Source organism: Vibrio sp. V23_P3S9T160 (assembly GCF_963886625.1).
GTDB lineage: Bacteria > Pseudomonadota > Gammaproteobacteria > Enterobacterales > Vibrionaceae > Vibrio > Vibrio anguillarum.
Genome location: NZ_CAWPDB010000129.1, coordinates 14,914 through 29,602, shown reverse-complemented (window position 1 = coordinate 29,602; position 14,689 = coordinate 14,914). Strand labels below are relative to the sequence as shown.

Genomic DNA, 14,689 nt, shown 5'->3' with positions numbered 1-14,689 from the left:
CAAGTCGAGCAATTGAGAATGCAAAGCAAAGATAACTTAGAAAGGCTCAGCGTTATTCTGGCTTTTATCGCGACTCGGTTGCTCCAGTTGAGATTTATGAATGAATCAGATGAGTTATCTAAGAGCAGTTGTGAGCCGATATTAAAAGGCAAAGCATGGAAGCTAATGTGGCTAAAGCTAGAAAGAAAAGGGCTACCGAAGGAAGCTCCGGACATATCATGGGCTTACAGAGGTATTGCTCGATTAGGGGGTTGGAAGAATACAAAGCGAACGGGTCGTGCTTCTATAAAGACATTATGGCAAGGATGGTTTAGGTTACAAACCATCCTTGAAGGGTATGAACTGGCTAAGTCTCTTGATTCACCAGACTTGTGATCAAGAGACAGCCCTAACCCTCCCCTTGAAGGGGAGGGAAGATCACTTAACCGCAATCTTTTAAGAGGAAACATTCTTTGGCTCCTCCCCCTTCTAGGGGGAGGCTGGGAGGGGGTGTAATTCGGAAAAACACAACATCAATCAAAAGATACACCCTACCCCTCCTCTTAAAGGGGAGGGAAGGTTATGTCACGCATCGAAAGAAAAGAAATATCAAGCCGTTACTTCGCTTCGAGGTGATCAATCATCAATTGCAGTGACTGATTGCCGCGAAACTCATTAATATCAAGCTTATATGCAAGACGCACCGTTTTCACCGACGCATCTGGCCAGCGTCTTAAATCGACATTAAAAGCAATACCATCGATCATAATGTTGGTTGGGTGGCCTTTGAACAGCGGTTCAAGCATCAGCTTCAAATGCTTTTCCCCCACCAGCTTTTGGTGCAGTAGTTTAAACTCACCATCAAAAAGAGGTTCAGGAAACGCCTGCCCCCACGGGCCACCGGAACGCAAGGTTTCAGCGGTGTGCATCGAGAACTCTTCAGGTGTTAACTCTCCGTCGGATAAAATCACGCCCTTTAGCGCGGTCTCATCTAACTCACGGCGTACGGCTTGATCAAACAGCTCAGCAAAACGTTCAAACTCTTTTTCGGCAATAGTTAAACCTGCCGCCATCGCGTGACCACCAAATTTGACGATTAAACCGGGGTTTTGTGTATCAATGCGATCCAGCACATCGCGCATGTGTAACCCAGCAACAGAGCGGCATGACCCTTTGATACTGCCATCGCCACCATCGGCAAACGCAATCACAGGGCGATGATATTTATCTTTAATACGTGAGGCTAAAATACCAATCACACCTTGGTGCCAATCGCGTTGAAACAGCACTAAACCGTGCGGCAATTCGCTATTTTCACTCAGTTGTAAGCGCTCACAAAAAGCCAGCGCTTCTTGCTTCATCCCCTCTTCAATCTCTTTACGAGTTTGGTTAAGGCTATCCAGCTCACTGGCCATTCTACGCGCAGCGTGAATGTCATTGCACATTAGCAGCTCAACGCCAAATGACATATCATCCAAGCGCCCTGCCGCATTGATGCGTGGCCCTAACGCAAAGCCAAAATCCGAGGCAACTAAACGCCTCGCGTCACGTTTAGCAACCTCAATCAAAGCTTGAATACCCGGCCTTGCATGCCCGGCGCGAATGCGTTGCAAACCTTGATGCACTAAAATGCGGTTGTTTTCATCGAGCGGCACAACATCAGCGACAGTACCCAGTGCGACTAAGTCAATCAGCTCCATCAACTTGGGTTCACTCATACCTTGTCGAGTAAACCAGCCGTTTTTTCGCATATGCACGCACAGCGCCATCATCAAATAGAAAGCCACCCCTACGCCGGCTAATGCCTTCGAGGGAAACGGGCAGTTAGCCAAATTGGGATTCACCATAGCATCAACCTCTGGCAACTCGTGTCCCGGTAAATGGTGATCGGTCACCAAGACAGTCAGCCCTTGCTGCTTGGCATAACGCACCCCGTCGATAGAGGAGACGCCATTATCGACCGTCATGATCATCTGCGCGCCAAGCTCAATCGCTTGATCGACCACTTCAGGGCTTAAGCCATAGCCATCTTCAAAACGGTTAGGCACGAGATAGTCCACATTGTTCGATCCCAACATTCGCAACGCCAAAACAGATAAGGCGCAACTGGTTGCGCCATCAGCATCAAAATCCCCGACGACTATGATGCGCTGCTGCTGCTCAATGGCGTAAAAAAGTAGTTGTACCGCTTGCTCTATACCACCTAATTGTTGGTAGGAATGCAGTGCTTTCGCAGCCTTGTCGAGTTGTTCAAGGTTCGTGATACCACGGTTGATATAGATACGTTTAAGCAGTGTAGGAATCGTGTCAGGGAGTTGCGAAAGATCGGGGGCTGGTCTTTGTTTTATTTCAATCATAAATCAGCGGGCTCAAGAACACTCAAGCCCGACTCCTAAAGTTATTGAATCTGCTGAAGGCGTTGCAACAATTGCTCTGGTGGTAAATAACCGCCAACCATTTCGCCATTCGGTAGGAAAATCGCAGGCGTGCCGTTGATGCCTAACTCACGCCCGAGCTGATAGTGCTTGTTAATCAACTGCTTAGCCTGTTGAATATTCTGTCCTGCTTCTGGCAACTTATGATTGGTTTTTGCCTCATTCATCGCTGCCATTTTATCATCTGCATTCCAGATAGCGGCCATCTGATCAGCTACTTGCCCCGTAACGCCTTGACGCGGGTAAGCCATGTAGCGCACGGTGATCCCTAGGTCGTTATACCCTTTCATTTGACTATGCAAACGAGTGCAATAACCACAGGTAATATCAGTAAAAACAGTCACCACGTATTTTTCGTTGGCGGCTTTGTATTCGATCATACTCGATTCAAACTGCGCGATCTTCGCCGCATTAACCGGCGCTTGGCGTTTGGCTAACACATCGACATAACCACCATTCTTATCTAATTCATACAAGGTTCCGGCGATAAAATGGCTCGCGTCAGGCGCAGAAAACAGCACGCCACCGGAAGTTTGCACTTCAATCACTCCCGGAATATCAGAGGCTTGAACACTCAGCACTTCCAATCCGAGTTTAGAAAAACGTTGTTCAAAAACCGTTTTATCAAGCGCAGCCGCTTGCACAGCCGCTGACGTCACTTGCTCTGTGGTTTCGGCGTTACACGCCACAGCAAAAAGTGGCAATGTAAGAAGAGTCAGTTGGCGTAATACGCTCATTAAATTCACCTTTTCAAGCCCTTGGATGGTGCTCGCTATGTAATTGTTTAAGTCGCTCAGTCGCAACATGAGTATAAATTTGCGTGGTCGATAAGTCACTATGACCGAGCAGCATTTGCACTACACGCAAATCGGCACCGTAATTGAGTAGATGCGTGGCAAAAGCATGCCTTAATACGTGTGGAGAGAGTTTTTCCACATCGATTTGTGCGATCACTGCGTAGTGTTTAATTCGGTGCCAAAAGGTTTGACGAGTCATCTGCCTTGCTCGTCGGCTAGGGAAAACCACATCCGACGTTTGTTCGCCCAGCAGAGTAGACCGCCCTTGTTCAAGAAAAGTTTCAATCCAATCAACGGCATTTTCGCCCATCGGTACAAGACGCTCTTTGCCACCTTTACCAATCACTCTTACTACGCCTTGACGTAAACTAATATTTTCCATGGTCAGTGAAACCAATTCGGTCACCCGTAGCCCTGTTGCATACAAGAGTTCCAACATCGCTCTGTCACGTAATTCTAGAGGATTATTGGTATCGGGAGCATTCAATAGATCTTCCACTTGCTGCTCGGATAAATCTTTAGGCAGACGCTGTGGCAATTTAGGGCTAATTAAGAGCGCACTCGGATCATCGCCGCGGAGTTTCTCACGGTGCAGATATTGAAATAAACGACGAATCGCCGACAACATGCGCGCCCGCGAGGTTTGCTTATAATCTTGATCAGCGAGCCACGCTTGGTACTGCTGCAAACCAGTGACACTAATAAAATCGAGGCGATAATTATTGTGCTGCATCCATTGCAACAATTTCGTCAGATCATTGCGATACGATGAGAGCGTGTTTTCAGCTAAACCACGCTCCATCCACATCGCATCTAAAAACTGTTCCACAACCCCTTGATCAGGAGAAATATATTCAGACACATCAAACCTCTGTGGTGAAAATCGAGTTGCTCAGGTTATGTGAGCCACTGGTTTAATACCATAAAAAAACATCATCGGCAGGATAATCGCTGCAAAGCGCGTCATTTTATGGTTAGAATTCACTATTCTTGATTTAAAACGAACACAAAATTATGAAGATCGGTCTTTTTTACGGCTCAACAACTTGTTATACCGAAATGGCAGCAGAGAAGATCCGTGCGCTCATCGGTGAGGATTTGGTGGAGATTCACAATGTGAAAGAAACGCCACTCTCTTTGATGAGCAACTATGATCTTTTAATACTGGGCATCTCAACTTGGGACTTTGGCGAAATCCAAGAAGATTGGAGCGCAATATGGGATCAAATCGGTGGCGTGTCGCTAAAAGGCAAGTACGTCGCATTGTTCGGCTTAGGCGATCAAGAAGGTTATGGCGAATGGTACCTCGATGCGATGGGGATGCTGCATGATGAGCTAAAACAAATTGGCGCTCAATTGATTGGCTACTGGCCCAACCAAGGCTACCATTTTGAAGCGTCAAAAGCCCTAACGAAAGATGGCCGCCACTTTGTTGGTCTCGCACTCGATGAAGATTCGCAATACGAGCAAAGCGACGAACGCATTCAATGCTGGGTTGAACAAATTTTAGTGGAATATCACGATTCGATTTAATTCGTTGTTCGCTATTTGTTGTTAGTCATTTGCTGCCAATAAGGCTCGATAGCAACGCCAATCAAACACCAAACCGGGGTCAGTTTTGCGTAGTGGTGCAATGTATTGATGCCCGGTAATGCGTTGATTGGTGATGAGCGGATAACGCCGCTGCAATGCACACGTCAAAGTCGCTAAGGCTTGATATTGCGCAGGTGTATAAGCCGTCTCATCGCTCCCTTCCAATTCAATCCCAATCGAATAATCATTGCATTTTGCACGTCCAGCGAAGCTTGACTGGCCCGCATGCCAAGCTCTGGCATTAAATGGCACAAATTGCACTACTTCTCCCTCTCGCCGAATGAGGCAGTGAGCCGAGACGCGCATCTGGTGGATGGTTTGAAAAAAAGGGTGTTGATTCGGGTCAAGCGTACCAGTGAAAAACTGCTCAATATATGGGCCGCCGAACTGGCCCGGAGGCAAGCTGATATTATGTACCACCAGCAATGAAATATCTTGCGCATCACTTCGCTGATCATAAAACGGCGATGGCACTCGACGTGCGCTTTGATACCAACCCTTTTTATCGATCATCACTTGACCCCTTACACTCAAAAAAAAATGAACCTTAGCCAGAGGAAATGCGAGATTAGTGGCTGAATTTGAGTAAAACTCAGCGTATCATTCTCACTCTGTTCAACACCATATTAGATTTGCGATGAAAAATACACATAACAGCCAACAACGCCTCGATTATCTGAAACAGCAACTCCCATTGGAAATTACTCGTGCCGTTAGCGATGCACTCAGAGAAGATCTCGGTGGCAGCTTGGATGCGACTGCTGATATCACCGCAAACCTTATTCCAGCGGATGCGCGCAATACTGCGACTCTCATCACCCGTGAACATGGCGTATTTTGTGGCCAAGCATGGGCAGAGGAAGTCTTCAAACAACTTGGTGGTGAAGTGAAAATTGACTGGCATGTCCAAGATGGCGATCAAGTTAAACCAAACCAAATTTTGTGCACCCTTGAGGGCCCAGCTCGCGCGCTGCTGACTGGTGAACGCAATGCGATGAACTTCATTCAAACCTTGTCAGGTTGCGCCAGCATTACTGCTCAGTATGCCAAACAGCTAGAAGGCACCGAATGCCGACTACTTGATACACGCAAAACTATCCCTGGCCTGCGCAGCGCACTGAAATATGCTGTCGCGTGTGGCGGCGGCTTTAACCATCGTATTGGCGTGTTTGATGCTTATTTAATTAAAGAAAACCATATCATTGCTTGTGGCGGTATTACCCAAGCCATCAGCACCGCTAAACAGCTCAACCCCGGTAAACCCGTCGAAGTCGAAACCGAAAGCCTGCAAGAGTTAGAAGAGGCGATTCAAGCGGGTGCTGACATCATTATGCTGGATAATTTTAGTATTGAGATGATGCGCGAAGCGGTAGCAATTAACGCAGGCCGCGCGGCTTTAGAAAATTCTGGTAACGTCACATTAGAAACCATTGGCGATTACGCGCGAACCGGTGTCGATTACATCTCAGTCGGCGCGCTGACTAAGCACATTAAAGCACTCGATCTCTCAATGCGATTTCAGTAATTAATTACATCAATTATTGGAATAAAGATAAAAAATTTCAAATAGTTAAGGAAGCCGGACGAGCTTCCTTTTTTTATTGCTTGCGTATCAAAAGCAAGACGGCATTTTTAAGTCAGTCGTATTTCAGTGATTGATATATGCAACTAAACAGGTAAAAAATCCAAATCGCTCGCGCACTGCTCTTTATCTCATTCCCACCAACCCACAAGCTTCTTATGCTCTGCCCATCCTTATGCGTTCAAACGGAGCAAATCAAATAATGAACACAAATAAGAAAACGAAACAAAGTGGTTTTACCTTAATTGAATTGATGATTGTGGTGGGAATTATTGGTGTACTTAGCGCGATTGCAATCCCTGCATATAAGAGCTATTTGATCAAAACAGAGTCTAATACAGCCGTCAGTATTCCTAGAACATTACTTACAAATATTGATTTATATATACAAGAAAAAGGCAATTTCCCTGCAACAACAGAAGCGAGCGAAGTTGGTGCAGCTGCAGATATGAGCGCAATGGGGACCCTAGCATTCACTAAGGATGCCACCACACCTACAAATGGAACCTTAGTTTTTACTGTCAGTAATGCTGATGCATCTATAAAAGATAAAAAAATAACATACACACGTACAAATTCAGGCTGGAAGTGCACGCATGATATTCCCAAAACATTATTGGAAAAAGATCTTAAAGGATGCTTAAGAGCGATTCCTTGATAAAATGCTAACCAACCTCCCTGCGATTCTGCGTCAGGCTCAGATATTGAGCCCGACGCAAGAACACGCAGTTATTGAACATATCAAAGCGTCTGGTGCGAGTGTGCCAGAAGCTTTGCTCGCATTGGATTTTTTCCATCCTCATGATCTGACTGAGCAGTTAAGTACCCTTTTTGGCTTACCGGACACCGACTTAACCCGCTACGACTACCCACAGCTCTGCCAACAGCTTGGTTTGCGTGATCTCATCACCCGTTACCAAGCACTGCCGATTGCCCATAATGGCCAAACCCTGACTATCGCGGTTTCCGACCCGACCCATTTACAAGTGGAAGATGATTTTCGCTTCGCGACAGGCTTACAAGTCGAACTGGTTTTAGCCGACTACAAAGCGCTGCAAGCAGCCATCCGGCGCTTGTATGGCCGAACAATTCAAGGATCCTCTTCTTCAGGGAAAGAGATCAGCCAAGATGAACTGGCGAACTTAGTTAAGCTGTCTGATGATGAGATTCAATCGATTGAAGACCTCAGCCAAGATGACGCACCAGTCAGCCGTTTTATTAACCAAATCCTGCTTGATGCGGTGCGAAAAGGCGCATCCGATATCCATTTCGAACCGTACGAAGCGCTTTACCGAGTACGATTGCGCTGTGATGGTATTTTGGTGGAAACGCAGCGTCCCTCAAGCAACTTAAGTCGCCGGCTTGCCGCGCGGCTTAAAATTTTATCCAAACTCGATATTGCCGAACGGCGCTTACCACAAGATGGACGAATTAAACTGCGGTTGAATCAAGAGACCGCCATCGATATGCGCGTTTCCAGCCTCCCTACTTTATGGGGTGAAAAAATCGTACTGCGCCTACTTGATAGCAGTGCTGCTAACTTAGATATCGACAAATTGGGTTATAACGACCAGCAAAAACAACTCTACTTAGCTGCGCTGAAAAAACCACAAGGGATGATTTTAATGACGGGCCCGACGGGCAGCGGAAAAACCGTCTCGCTCTATACGGGGCTACGCATTTTAAATACTGCTGAAGTGAACATTTCTACCGCTGAAGATCCGGTTGAAATTAACTTATCCGGTATTAACCAAGTTCAAGTGCAGCCAAAAATTGGCTTTGGCTTTGCGCAAGCATTACGCTCCTTCTTACGGCAAGATCCCGACATTGTGATGGTTGGCGAAATCCGCGATTTAGAAACTGCCGAAATCGCCGTGAAAGCAGCACAAACCGGGCATTTAGTTCTTTCTACCTTGCATACTAACTCCGCCGCCGAAACGGTGATTCGCTTAAGTAATATGGGAATTGAAGCGTTTAACTTAGCCTCTTCACTCAGTTTAATTATTGCCCAACGTTTGGCTCGTCGCCTTTGTCGGCACTGCAAAATTGCCGTCGTGCCCTCAATGCAGTTGCAGCAACATTTTCAGCTGCTAGCGACGGAAACTATTTATGAAGCGAACCCGCATGGTTGCAACGAATGCACAGGGGGCTATTCAGGTCGAGTCGGCATTTATGAAGTGATGGCGTTTAACCCACAGCTGGCCGAAGCGATTATGCAAAAAGCAAGCATTCATCAAATAGAACAGATCGCGAAAGCCAACGGAATGCAGACACTACAAGAATCAGGCATTGAAAAGCTCAAAAACGGCGTAACCAGCTTCAAAGAGCTGCAACGCGTGCTCTATTTCTAACGCTTTGATCCCTCTTAGCTAGCCATTGAGTGACTCTATTGTATGAACACAAAAATCAAATCAGAACTCAAAAATTATCGTTGGAAAGGCATCAATAGTTCGGGCAAAAAAGTATCTGGCCAAACTCTCGCTTTAACCGAACTGGAAGTGCGTGACAAACTTAAAGAGCAGCACATTCAGATCAAAAAAATCAAAAAAGGGGGCGTCTCTTTTATCACCCGCTTGACTCATCGCGTGAAGGCCAGAGACATCACCATTCTGACACGCCAATTGGCGACCATGCTGACCACGGGCGTGCCCATCGTGCAAGCCTTAAAACTGGTCGGAGATAACCATCGCAAAGCCGAAATGAAATCCATTTTGTCGCAAGTCACCAAAGGGGTTGAAGCCGGAACGCCAATTTCCAAAGCGATGCGTACCGCCAGCACCCATTTCGATACCTTGTATGTTGATCTCATTCACACAGGTGAACAGTCAGGTAACTTGGCTGAAGTGTTTGAGCGGCTAGCGACTTATCGAGAAAAAAGTGAACAACTGCGCGCTAAAGTCATTAAAGCGCTCATCTACCCAACCATGGTGGTGTTGGTCGCGTTAGGTGTTTCTTACTTAATGCTTACTATGGTGATCCCTGAGTTTGAAAGCATGTTCAAAGGATTCGGAGCCGAATTACCTTGGTTTACACAGCAAGTATTGAAACTCTCTCATTGGGTGCAAAGTTACAGTTTGTGGGTACTCATCATCATAATCCTCACCACAATTGCCGTGAAAGCAGTACGCCAAAAATCTTTTTTAATACGCTTAAAAACCAGCCGATTAGGATTAAAGTTTCCCATTCTTGGCGGGGTGATAGGCAAAGCCTCTATTGCTAAATTCAGTCGCACACTCGCCACCAGTTTTAGTGCAGGCATTCCGATTTTAGCCAGCTTAAAAACCACCGCCAAAACCGCTGGCAATGTCCATTTTGAGACGGCGATTAATGAGGTCTATCGTGATACAGCAGCCGGTATGCCAATGTATATTGCGATGCGTAATACCGAAGCCTTTCCTGAAATGGTGCTGCAAATGGTGATGATTGGTGAAGAATCAGGCCGATTGGATGACATGCTCAATAAAGTCGCCACCATTTACGAATTTGAAGTTGATAATACCGTCGATAACTTAGGCAAAATTCTCGAACCATTGATCATTGTCTTTTTGGGTACGGTGGTCGGCGGTTTAGTGGTGGCAATGTACTTGCCCATCTTTAACTTAATGAGTGTATTAGGATAGTATTAGCACTGCTAATCTTTTACTTATCGAGTCTGTGCATGGAAGTTTTTATTTATTACCCTTGGCTCTTTCCACTTTTTGCAGCGTTGTTTGGCTTAATCGTGGGGAGTTTTCTCAATGTGGTCATTTATCGTCTACCCAAAATCATGGAGCGAGAATGGCGACAAGAGTGCGCTGACTGCTTTCCCGAATATCACATTGCGCCACCGGAAGGGCAACTCACGCTCAGTGTCCCCCGTTCTAGCTGCCCACACTGTGATACGCCAATCCGTATTATTGACAATATTCCGCTACTCAGTTGGCTCTTTTTAAAAGGGAAATGTTCCCGCTGCCAAGGCCCGATCAGTGCACGCTATCCTTTGATTGAACTGCTCACCGCCAGTATGAGCTTTGTCGTGGCTAGCCACTTCGGTTTTAGTTATTTTTCACTAGCGCTATTGTTTTTCACTTTTGTGCTCATCGCGGCGACGTTTATCGATTTCGATACCATGCTGTTACCCGACAAGCTGACACTGCCACTACTGTGGGCGGGCCTCAGCTTATCATTGATGCATATTAGCCCAGTCAGTTTGCAAGATGCGGTGATCGGCGCCATTGCTGGCTATCTGAGCTTATGGTCGGTCTATTGGCTGTTTAAACTCGTCACAGGCAAAGAAGGAATGGGTTATGGCGATTTCAAACTGCTGTCTGCTCTCGGCGCTTGGTTGGGCTGGCAATATCTGCCCATCATCATTCTCATGTCATCTGTGGTTGGCATTGTCTTTGGCCTAATTCAATTGCGCTTGCAAAAAAAAGGGATCGACAAAGCCTTTCCTTTTGGCCCCTATCTCGCCATTGCTGGCTGGCTAACCTTGTTGTGGGGTAACGATATTATGAGTTGGTATTTAGGTTCAATTATGGGGTTATCGTCATGGGGTTAGTGGTGGGTTTAACAGGCGGGATTGCCAGCGGAAAAAGCACCGTTGCTCATTTATTTCAGCAGAATTTCTCGATAGATGTCGTGGATGCTGACATCATCGCTCGAGAAGTCGTCGAACCAGGTAGTGAAGGATTAACGGCGATTTGCGCGCACTTTGGCCTCACCATATTAAAGCCCGATGGACAATTGGATCGCACCGCGTTAAGAGAAAAGATCTTTGCTGATGAGCAAGAAAAGGCTTGGCTTAATCAGCTTCTTCACCCCATGATCCGTGCAAAAATGATTGCTGATTTAGCAAAAACCACCTCGCCTTATGCTTTATTGGTTGTGCCATTATTGATAGAAAATAACCTACAAACCTTAGTCGATCGCATCTTAGTGGTTGATGTTGATCTAAAAACCCAAATCGCTCGCACTATGGCAAGAGACAAGGTATCAGAGCAACAAGTCCGTTCGATCTTAGCCGCTCAAGCGAGCCGTGAGCAAAGATTGCAATACGCTGACGATGTGATTAAAAATAGCGCAGAAAACCAAAAACTTTTGCCTCAAATCACAGAATTACACAAAAAGTATCTAGCCATATGCAGCCTAAGTCTGTAAGAATAACCCAGACCGGACCTAAGGCTAGCTAGATGACCACGCATAAGTTTGAACACCCACTGAACGAAAAAACTCGTATCTATTTAAGAGTCGAAGCGCTGCTTAACCAGTTGATGCATTCTGCTCAGTTTCGTGATGGTATTCAACACCAACTCTTCTTTCGTTCATTGTTTGATTTACTCGAAATCTTCGAACAGATCCAACTCAAAAGCGAGTTGGCTAAAGATATTGAAAAACAGCGTTTGAACTACCGTAGCTGGCTCAATGTGGATGGTGTTGATCAAGAAATGTTGCTATCGCTCCTTGAAGAGATCGACGAGGTCCATCGTAATTTAATGAGCGCTGAACGCTTTGGCCAATCACTCAAAGAAGATCGTTTCTTAAGCACGATTCGCCAACGTTTTAATTTACCGGGCGGGTCGTGCTGTTTTGACCTGCCAGCGCTGCACTACTGGCTACACATTCCGATAGAAAAGAAGACCCAAGATGCGCACCAATGGATGGAAACGCTACGACCGTTATCAGATGCGTTGCAACTTTGGCTGAAATTAACCCGCGAAACGGGCCATTTTAAAGCTCGCCTAGCACGATTAGGTTTTTATCAAAGCGATGCAGAAGACGCTAATATCTTGCGCTTGTCGATCCCACTTGAGTATGGGGTATACCCCATGATCTCTGGCCATAAAAATCGCTTCGCGATTAAGTTTATCGAATTCCAATCAGGCCAAGCAACAGGGCGCGATATCGAGTTTGATCTCGCCGTCTGCTGTTAATCAATTCCGCTTCAATTCCCGACTGACTCTTACTTTCCATTGCGTTAGGTAATACACTTACGCCTATCCATCGTTACTTGAAGTCTGTTATGTCAAAGAAAATTACCATTGTAAAATGCCCGCAGTGCAAAGCCGATGTCGAATGGGGAGAACAGAGCCCTTATCGTCCTTTTTGTTCCAAACAGTGTCAGATGATCGATTTTGGCGAGTGGGCCGATGAGGAAAAAAGTATTCCCGGTGCACCGGATATGTCAGACAGTGATGGTTGGTCAGAAGATCAATATTAGCGCACATATAAAACACATATAAAAACAGGGGTCGATTACTCGACCCCTGTTTATTACTATGAGAACGCTAGTTTATAGCATTACTTCTTAGCAAGTTTCTCTTTGATACGAGCTGACTTACCAGAACGCTCACGTAGGTAGTACAGTTTGGCACGACGTACTGCACCGCGGCGTTTAACTTCAATGCTATCAACCACTGGAGAGTGAGTTTGGAACGTACGCTCAACACCTTCACCGTTAGAGATCTTACGAACAGTGAATGCAGAGTGTAGGCCACGGTTACGGATTGCGATTACAACGCCTTCAAAAGCCTGTAGACGCTCACGATCACCTTCTTTTACCTTAACTTGAACAACAACAGTGTCACCTGGTGCGAATTTAGGTAGGCCTTGTTTCATTTGCTCTTCTTCAAGAGCCTTGATGATGTTACTCATTTTAAAAATTCCTAGAATAAACTGATACTAAATTAAATAGGTTACTGATGTATTTGAGTTTCTTTGATGAACTCAACCAGTAATAGTTCCTGTTCGTCAGTCAGAGCTAGGTTTTCCAGGAGCTCTGGCCTTCTATGCCAAGTTCGGCCCAACGACTGTTTCAGTCGCCAGCGACGAATATCCTCGTGATTACCGGATTTCAGTACCGCAGGTACTTCTTTTCCATCTAACACTTCAGGACGCGTATAGTGCGGGCAATCTAGCAAGCCATTGGCAAAAGAATCCTCTTCTGCTGATGCGAAATCTCCTAATACTCCCGGAACAAACCGAGAGACAGAATCAATCAACGTCATGGCTGGCAGTTCACCGCCTGTCATCACAAAATCACCAATCGACCATTCTTCGTCAACTTCTGATTGGATGATACGCTCATCTACCCCTTCATAGCGTCCGCAAATAAGAACTAGGTTCTCATTCGTCGCCAGCTCTTCGACTCCTTTTTGGTCGAGTTTTCGACCTTGAGGAGAAAGGTAAATGACTTTCGTCTTTCCCGGTGCGGCTTGTTTTGCTGCATGAATGGCATCGCGCAAAGGCTGAACCATCATGAGCATTCCAGGACCACCACCGTAAGGTCTGTCATCGACGGTGCGATGTTTGTCATGAGTGAAATCTCGAGGATTCCAAGCTTCAATAGACAGCAAACCTTTTTTAACCGCTTGACCTGTTACTCCAAAATCAGTAACAGAACGGAACATTTCAGGAAATAGGCTTATAACGCCAACCCACATGTGTTCTCTCGCTCTGAAATTTTAGAGTTAGAATGCCGGATCCCAGTCAACTTCGATCCGTCGAGCTTCGCGATCAACATTCTTGATCACTTGCTCTTCAAGGTACGGTACCAACCGTTCCTTTTGGCCAAAAGCATCTTTCAAATTCGCTTTCACAACCAGAACATCGTTGGAGCCAGTTTCTAATAGGTCAGTGACCTCACCAAGGTTATACCCCTTGGTGGTAATAACTTGCATACCGAACAATTCACGCCAGTAGAATTCATCTGCTGACAATTCTGGTAATGATGCGGGATCAATAGCAATTTCAAAGTTGGTGAGTAGATGTGCGTCTTCTCGAACATCTAAACCTTCAAGTTTTACCACCATACTCTTACCATGGCGCTTCCAACTCTCTACTTTGTACTCGATCCACTGGCCTTTTTGGTTAATAAACCAAGGGCTGTAATCAAAAATACTTTCAGCTTCGTCTGTGTAGGAAAAAACTTTGAGCCAGCCACGAATGCCATAGGTAGCACCAAACTTGCCCATAACAATCTTTTCGTTTTCTTTGCTCATTGTTTCTTTACCTTTCATCGACATAAGCTAATGTTCTTCTATAAAAGTAAGAATTAAGCCGCTTTTTGAGCGTCTTTTACTAGCTTAGCTACGCGATCAGATAGAGATGCGCCTTGACCAACCCAATGGTTAACGCGATCTAGATCAACACGTAGGCCTTCTTCTTGGCCAGTAGCCGTAGGATTAAAGAAACCTACTTTCTCGATGAAACGGCCAGTTACTGCGTTACGGCTATCCGCAACTACGATTTGATAAAATGGACGCTTTTTAGCGCCGTGACGTGCCAAACGAATGGTTACCATGTCGTCCTCTTTGCTTTCTCAA

The 14,689-nt window shown here is 45.8% G+C and carries 18 protein-coding genes; 10 read left to right on the top strand and 8 right to left on the bottom strand.

Features of this window, described 5'->3' with window-relative positions; translation table 11 throughout:
- Positions 1-375, top strand: a 375-nt coding sequence (locus tag AACU59_RS10725; protein WP_272925435.1) for an IS4 family transposase, incomplete at its 5' end; no start/stop codon positions are given.
- A 221-nt stretch (positions 376-596) separates the two neighbouring features.
- On the opposite strand, the gene recJ is transcribed toward AACU59_RS10725, so the two are convergent.
- The 3 genes from recJ to xerD are packed head-to-tail and all read right to left on the bottom strand — an operon-like array spanning position 597 to position 4,073.
- Positions 597-2,336, bottom strand: coding sequence for a single-stranded-DNA-specific exonuclease RecJ (gene recJ, locus AACU59_RS10720; RefSeq protein WP_094145250.1), 1,740 nt, complete (start codon positions 2,334-2,336; stop codon positions 597-599).
- Between the two features lie 41 nt (positions 2,337-2,377).
- Positions 2,378-3,151: a thioredoxin fold domain-containing protein gene (locus AACU59_RS10715; protein ID WP_094145251.1), complete on the bottom strand. Its 774-nt coding sequence runs from the start codon at positions 3,149-3,151 to the stop codon at positions 2,378-2,380.
- A gap of 13 nt (positions 3,152-3,164) precedes the next feature.
- The gene (xerD, locus tag AACU59_RS10710) at positions 3,165-4,073 is read right to left on the bottom strand and encodes a site-specific tyrosine recombinase XerD (RefSeq protein ID WP_013857679.1); all 909 of its coding nucleotides are present in this window, start codon (positions 4,071-4,073) and stop codon (positions 3,165-3,167) included.
- A gap of 152 nt (positions 4,074-4,225) precedes the next feature.
- On the opposite strand from xerD, the gene fldB reads away from it, so the two are divergent.
- Complete coding sequence (gene fldB / locus AACU59_RS10705) at positions 4,226-4,744, top strand: flavodoxin FldB (RefSeq protein ID WP_094145252.1); 519 nt, start codon at positions 4,226-4,228, stop codon at positions 4,742-4,744.
- A 21-nt stretch (positions 4,745-4,765) separates the two neighbouring features.
- On the opposite strand, the gene ampD is transcribed toward fldB, so the two are convergent.
- The gene (gene ampD / locus AACU59_RS10700) at positions 4,766-5,317 is read right to left on the bottom strand and encodes a 1,6-anhydro-N-acetylmuramyl-L-alanine amidase AmpD (RefSeq protein ID WP_234826552.1); all 552 of its coding nucleotides are present in this window, start codon (positions 5,315-5,317) and stop codon (positions 4,766-4,768) included.
- Between the two features lie 124 nt (positions 5,318-5,441).
- Between ampD and nadC the strand changes: the two genes are divergently transcribed.
- The 8 genes from nadC (at position 5,442) to yacG (ending at position 12,585) form a co-directional block, all read left to right on the top strand.
- Positions 5,442-6,329 (top strand): carboxylating nicotinate-nucleotide diphosphorylase, encoded by an 888-nt coding sequence (gene nadC / locus AACU59_RS10695; protein ID WP_017043701.1) that lies wholly within the window; start codon positions 5,442-5,444, stop codon positions 6,327-6,329.
- Between the two features lie 259 nt (positions 6,330-6,588).
- Positions 6,589-7,044 (top strand): pilin, encoded by a 456-nt coding sequence (locus AACU59_RS10690; RefSeq protein ID WP_202598858.1) that lies wholly within the window; start codon positions 6,589-6,591, stop codon positions 7,042-7,044.
- Between the two features lie 4 nt (positions 7,045-7,048).
- Positions 7,049-8,737, top strand: coding sequence for a type IV-A pilus assembly ATPase PilB (gene pilB, locus AACU59_RS10685; protein ID WP_094144524.1), 1,689 nt, complete (start codon positions 7,049-7,051; stop codon positions 8,735-8,737).
- 42 nt (positions 8,738-8,779) lie between these two features.
- Positions 8,780-10,006 carry a type II secretion system F family protein gene (locus tag AACU59_RS10680; protein ID WP_047688859.1) on the top strand — a complete coding sequence of 409 codons (1,227 nt, stop codon included), beginning with the start codon at positions 8,780-8,782 and terminating at the stop codon, positions 10,004-10,006.
- Between the two features lie 38 nt (positions 10,007-10,044).
- A complete protein-coding gene (locus tag AACU59_RS10675; RefSeq protein WP_094144525.1) occupies positions 10,045-10,926 on the top strand; it encodes a prepilin peptidase in 882 nt (293 codons plus the stop codon).
- Positions 10,917-11,525 carry a dephospho-CoA kinase gene (gene coaE / locus AACU59_RS10670; RefSeq protein ID WP_094144526.1) on the top strand — a complete coding sequence of 203 codons (609 nt, stop codon included), beginning with the start codon at positions 10,917-10,919 and terminating at the stop codon, positions 11,523-11,525. Before AACU59_RS10675 ends, coaE begins: the two co-directional genes overlap by 10 nt.
- 32 nt (positions 11,526-11,557) lie before the next feature.
- Positions 11,558-12,298, top strand: coding sequence for a cell division protein ZapD (gene zapD / locus AACU59_RS10665; RefSeq protein ID WP_013857689.1), 741 nt, complete (start codon positions 11,558-11,560; stop codon positions 12,296-12,298).
- Between the two features lie 89 nt (positions 12,299-12,387).
- Positions 12,388-12,585, top strand: coding sequence for a DNA gyrase inhibitor YacG (gene yacG / locus AACU59_RS10660; RefSeq protein ID WP_010319526.1), 198 nt, complete (start codon positions 12,388-12,390; stop codon positions 12,583-12,585).
- Between the two features lie 80 nt (positions 12,586-12,665).
- Here the strand turns inward: yacG and rplS are convergent, their stop codons facing one another.
- The 4 genes from rplS to rpsP are packed head-to-tail and all read right to left on the bottom strand — an operon-like array spanning position 12,666 to position 14,667.
- Positions 12,666-13,019: a 50S ribosomal protein L19 gene (gene rplS, locus AACU59_RS10655; protein WP_010319525.1), complete on the bottom strand. Its 354-nt coding sequence runs from the start codon at positions 13,017-13,019 to the stop codon at positions 12,666-12,668.
- Positions 13,020-13,060: 41 nt separating this feature from the next.
- Positions 13,061-13,807 carry a tRNA (guanosine(37)-N1)-methyltransferase TrmD gene (gene trmD, locus AACU59_RS10650; RefSeq protein WP_010319524.1) on the bottom strand — a complete coding sequence of 249 codons (747 nt, stop codon included), beginning with the start codon at positions 13,805-13,807 and terminating at the stop codon, positions 13,061-13,063.
- A 27-nt stretch (positions 13,808-13,834) separates the two neighbouring features.
- Positions 13,835-14,389 carry a ribosome maturation factor RimM gene (gene rimM / locus AACU59_RS10645; RefSeq protein ID WP_013857691.1) on the bottom strand — a complete coding sequence of 185 codons (555 nt, stop codon included), beginning with the start codon at positions 14,387-14,389 and terminating at the stop codon, positions 13,835-13,837.
- 29 nt (positions 14,390-14,418) lie between these two features.
- Positions 14,419-14,667 (bottom strand): 30S ribosomal protein S16, encoded by a 249-nt coding sequence (rpsP, locus tag AACU59_RS10640; RefSeq protein WP_010319522.1) that lies wholly within the window; start codon positions 14,665-14,667, stop codon positions 14,419-14,421.
- Between the last annotated feature and the right edge of the window lie 22 nt (positions 14,668-14,689).

What these genes read in the sequence shown, in the direction of transcription:
- pilB (WP_094144524.1), top strand. Translation starts at nt 7,049, where the DNA reads ATGCTAACCAACCTCCCTGCGATTCTGCGTCAGGCTCAGATATTGAGC.
- coaE (WP_094144526.1), top strand. Translation starts at nt 10,917, where the DNA reads ATGGGGTTAGTGGTGGGTTTAACAGGCGGGATTGCCAGCGGAAAAAGC.
- yacG (WP_010319526.1), top strand. Translation starts at nt 12,388, where the DNA reads ATGTCAAAGAAAATTACCATTGTAAAATGCCCGCAGTGCAAAGCCGAT.
- trmD (WP_010319524.1), bottom strand. Translation starts at nt 13,807, where the DNA reads ATGTGGGTTGGCGTTATAAGCCTATTTCCTGAAATGTTCCGTTCTGTT.
- rimM (WP_013857691.1), bottom strand. Translation starts at nt 14,389, where the DNA reads ATGTCGATGAAAGGTAAAGAAACAATGAGCAAAGAAAACGAAAAGATT.
- AACU59_RS10715 (WP_094145251.1), bottom strand. Translation starts at nt 3,151, where the DNA reads ATGAGCGTATTACGCCAACTGACTCTTCTTACATTGCCACTTTTTGCT.
- zapD (WP_013857689.1), top strand. Translation starts at nt 11,558, where the DNA reads ATGACCACGCATAAGTTTGAACACCCACTGAACGAAAAAACTCGTATC.
- nadC (WP_017043701.1), top strand. Translation starts at nt 5,442, where the DNA reads ATGAAAAATACACATAACAGCCAACAACGCCTCGATTATCTGAAACAG.
- AACU59_RS10675 (WP_094144525.1), top strand. Translation starts at nt 10,045, where the DNA reads ATGGAAGTTTTTATTTATTACCCTTGGCTCTTTCCACTTTTTGCAGCG.
- AACU59_RS10680 (WP_047688859.1), top strand. Translation starts at nt 8,780, where the DNA reads ATGAACACAAAAATCAAATCAGAACTCAAAAATTATCGTTGGAAAGGC.
- recJ (WP_094145250.1), bottom strand. Translation starts at nt 2,336, where the DNA reads ATGATTGAAATAAAACAAAGACCAGCCCCCGATCTTTCGCAACTCCCT.
- fldB (WP_094145252.1), top strand. Translation starts at nt 4,226, where the DNA reads ATGAAGATCGGTCTTTTTTACGGCTCAACAACTTGTTATACCGAAATG.
- rplS (WP_010319525.1), bottom strand. Translation starts at nt 13,019, where the DNA reads ATGAGTAACATCATCAAGGCTCTTGAAGAAGAGCAAATGAAACAAGGC.
- AACU59_RS10690 (WP_202598858.1), top strand. Translation starts at nt 6,589, where the DNA reads ATGAACACAAATAAGAAAACGAAACAAAGTGGTTTTACCTTAATTGAA.
- rpsP (WP_010319522.1), bottom strand. Translation starts at nt 14,667, where the DNA reads ATGGTAACCATTCGTTTGGCACGTCACGGCGCTAAAAAGCGTCCATTT.
- ampD (WP_234826552.1), bottom strand. Translation starts at nt 5,317, where the DNA reads ATGATCGATAAAAAGGGTTGGTATCAAAGCGCACGTCGAGTGCCATCG.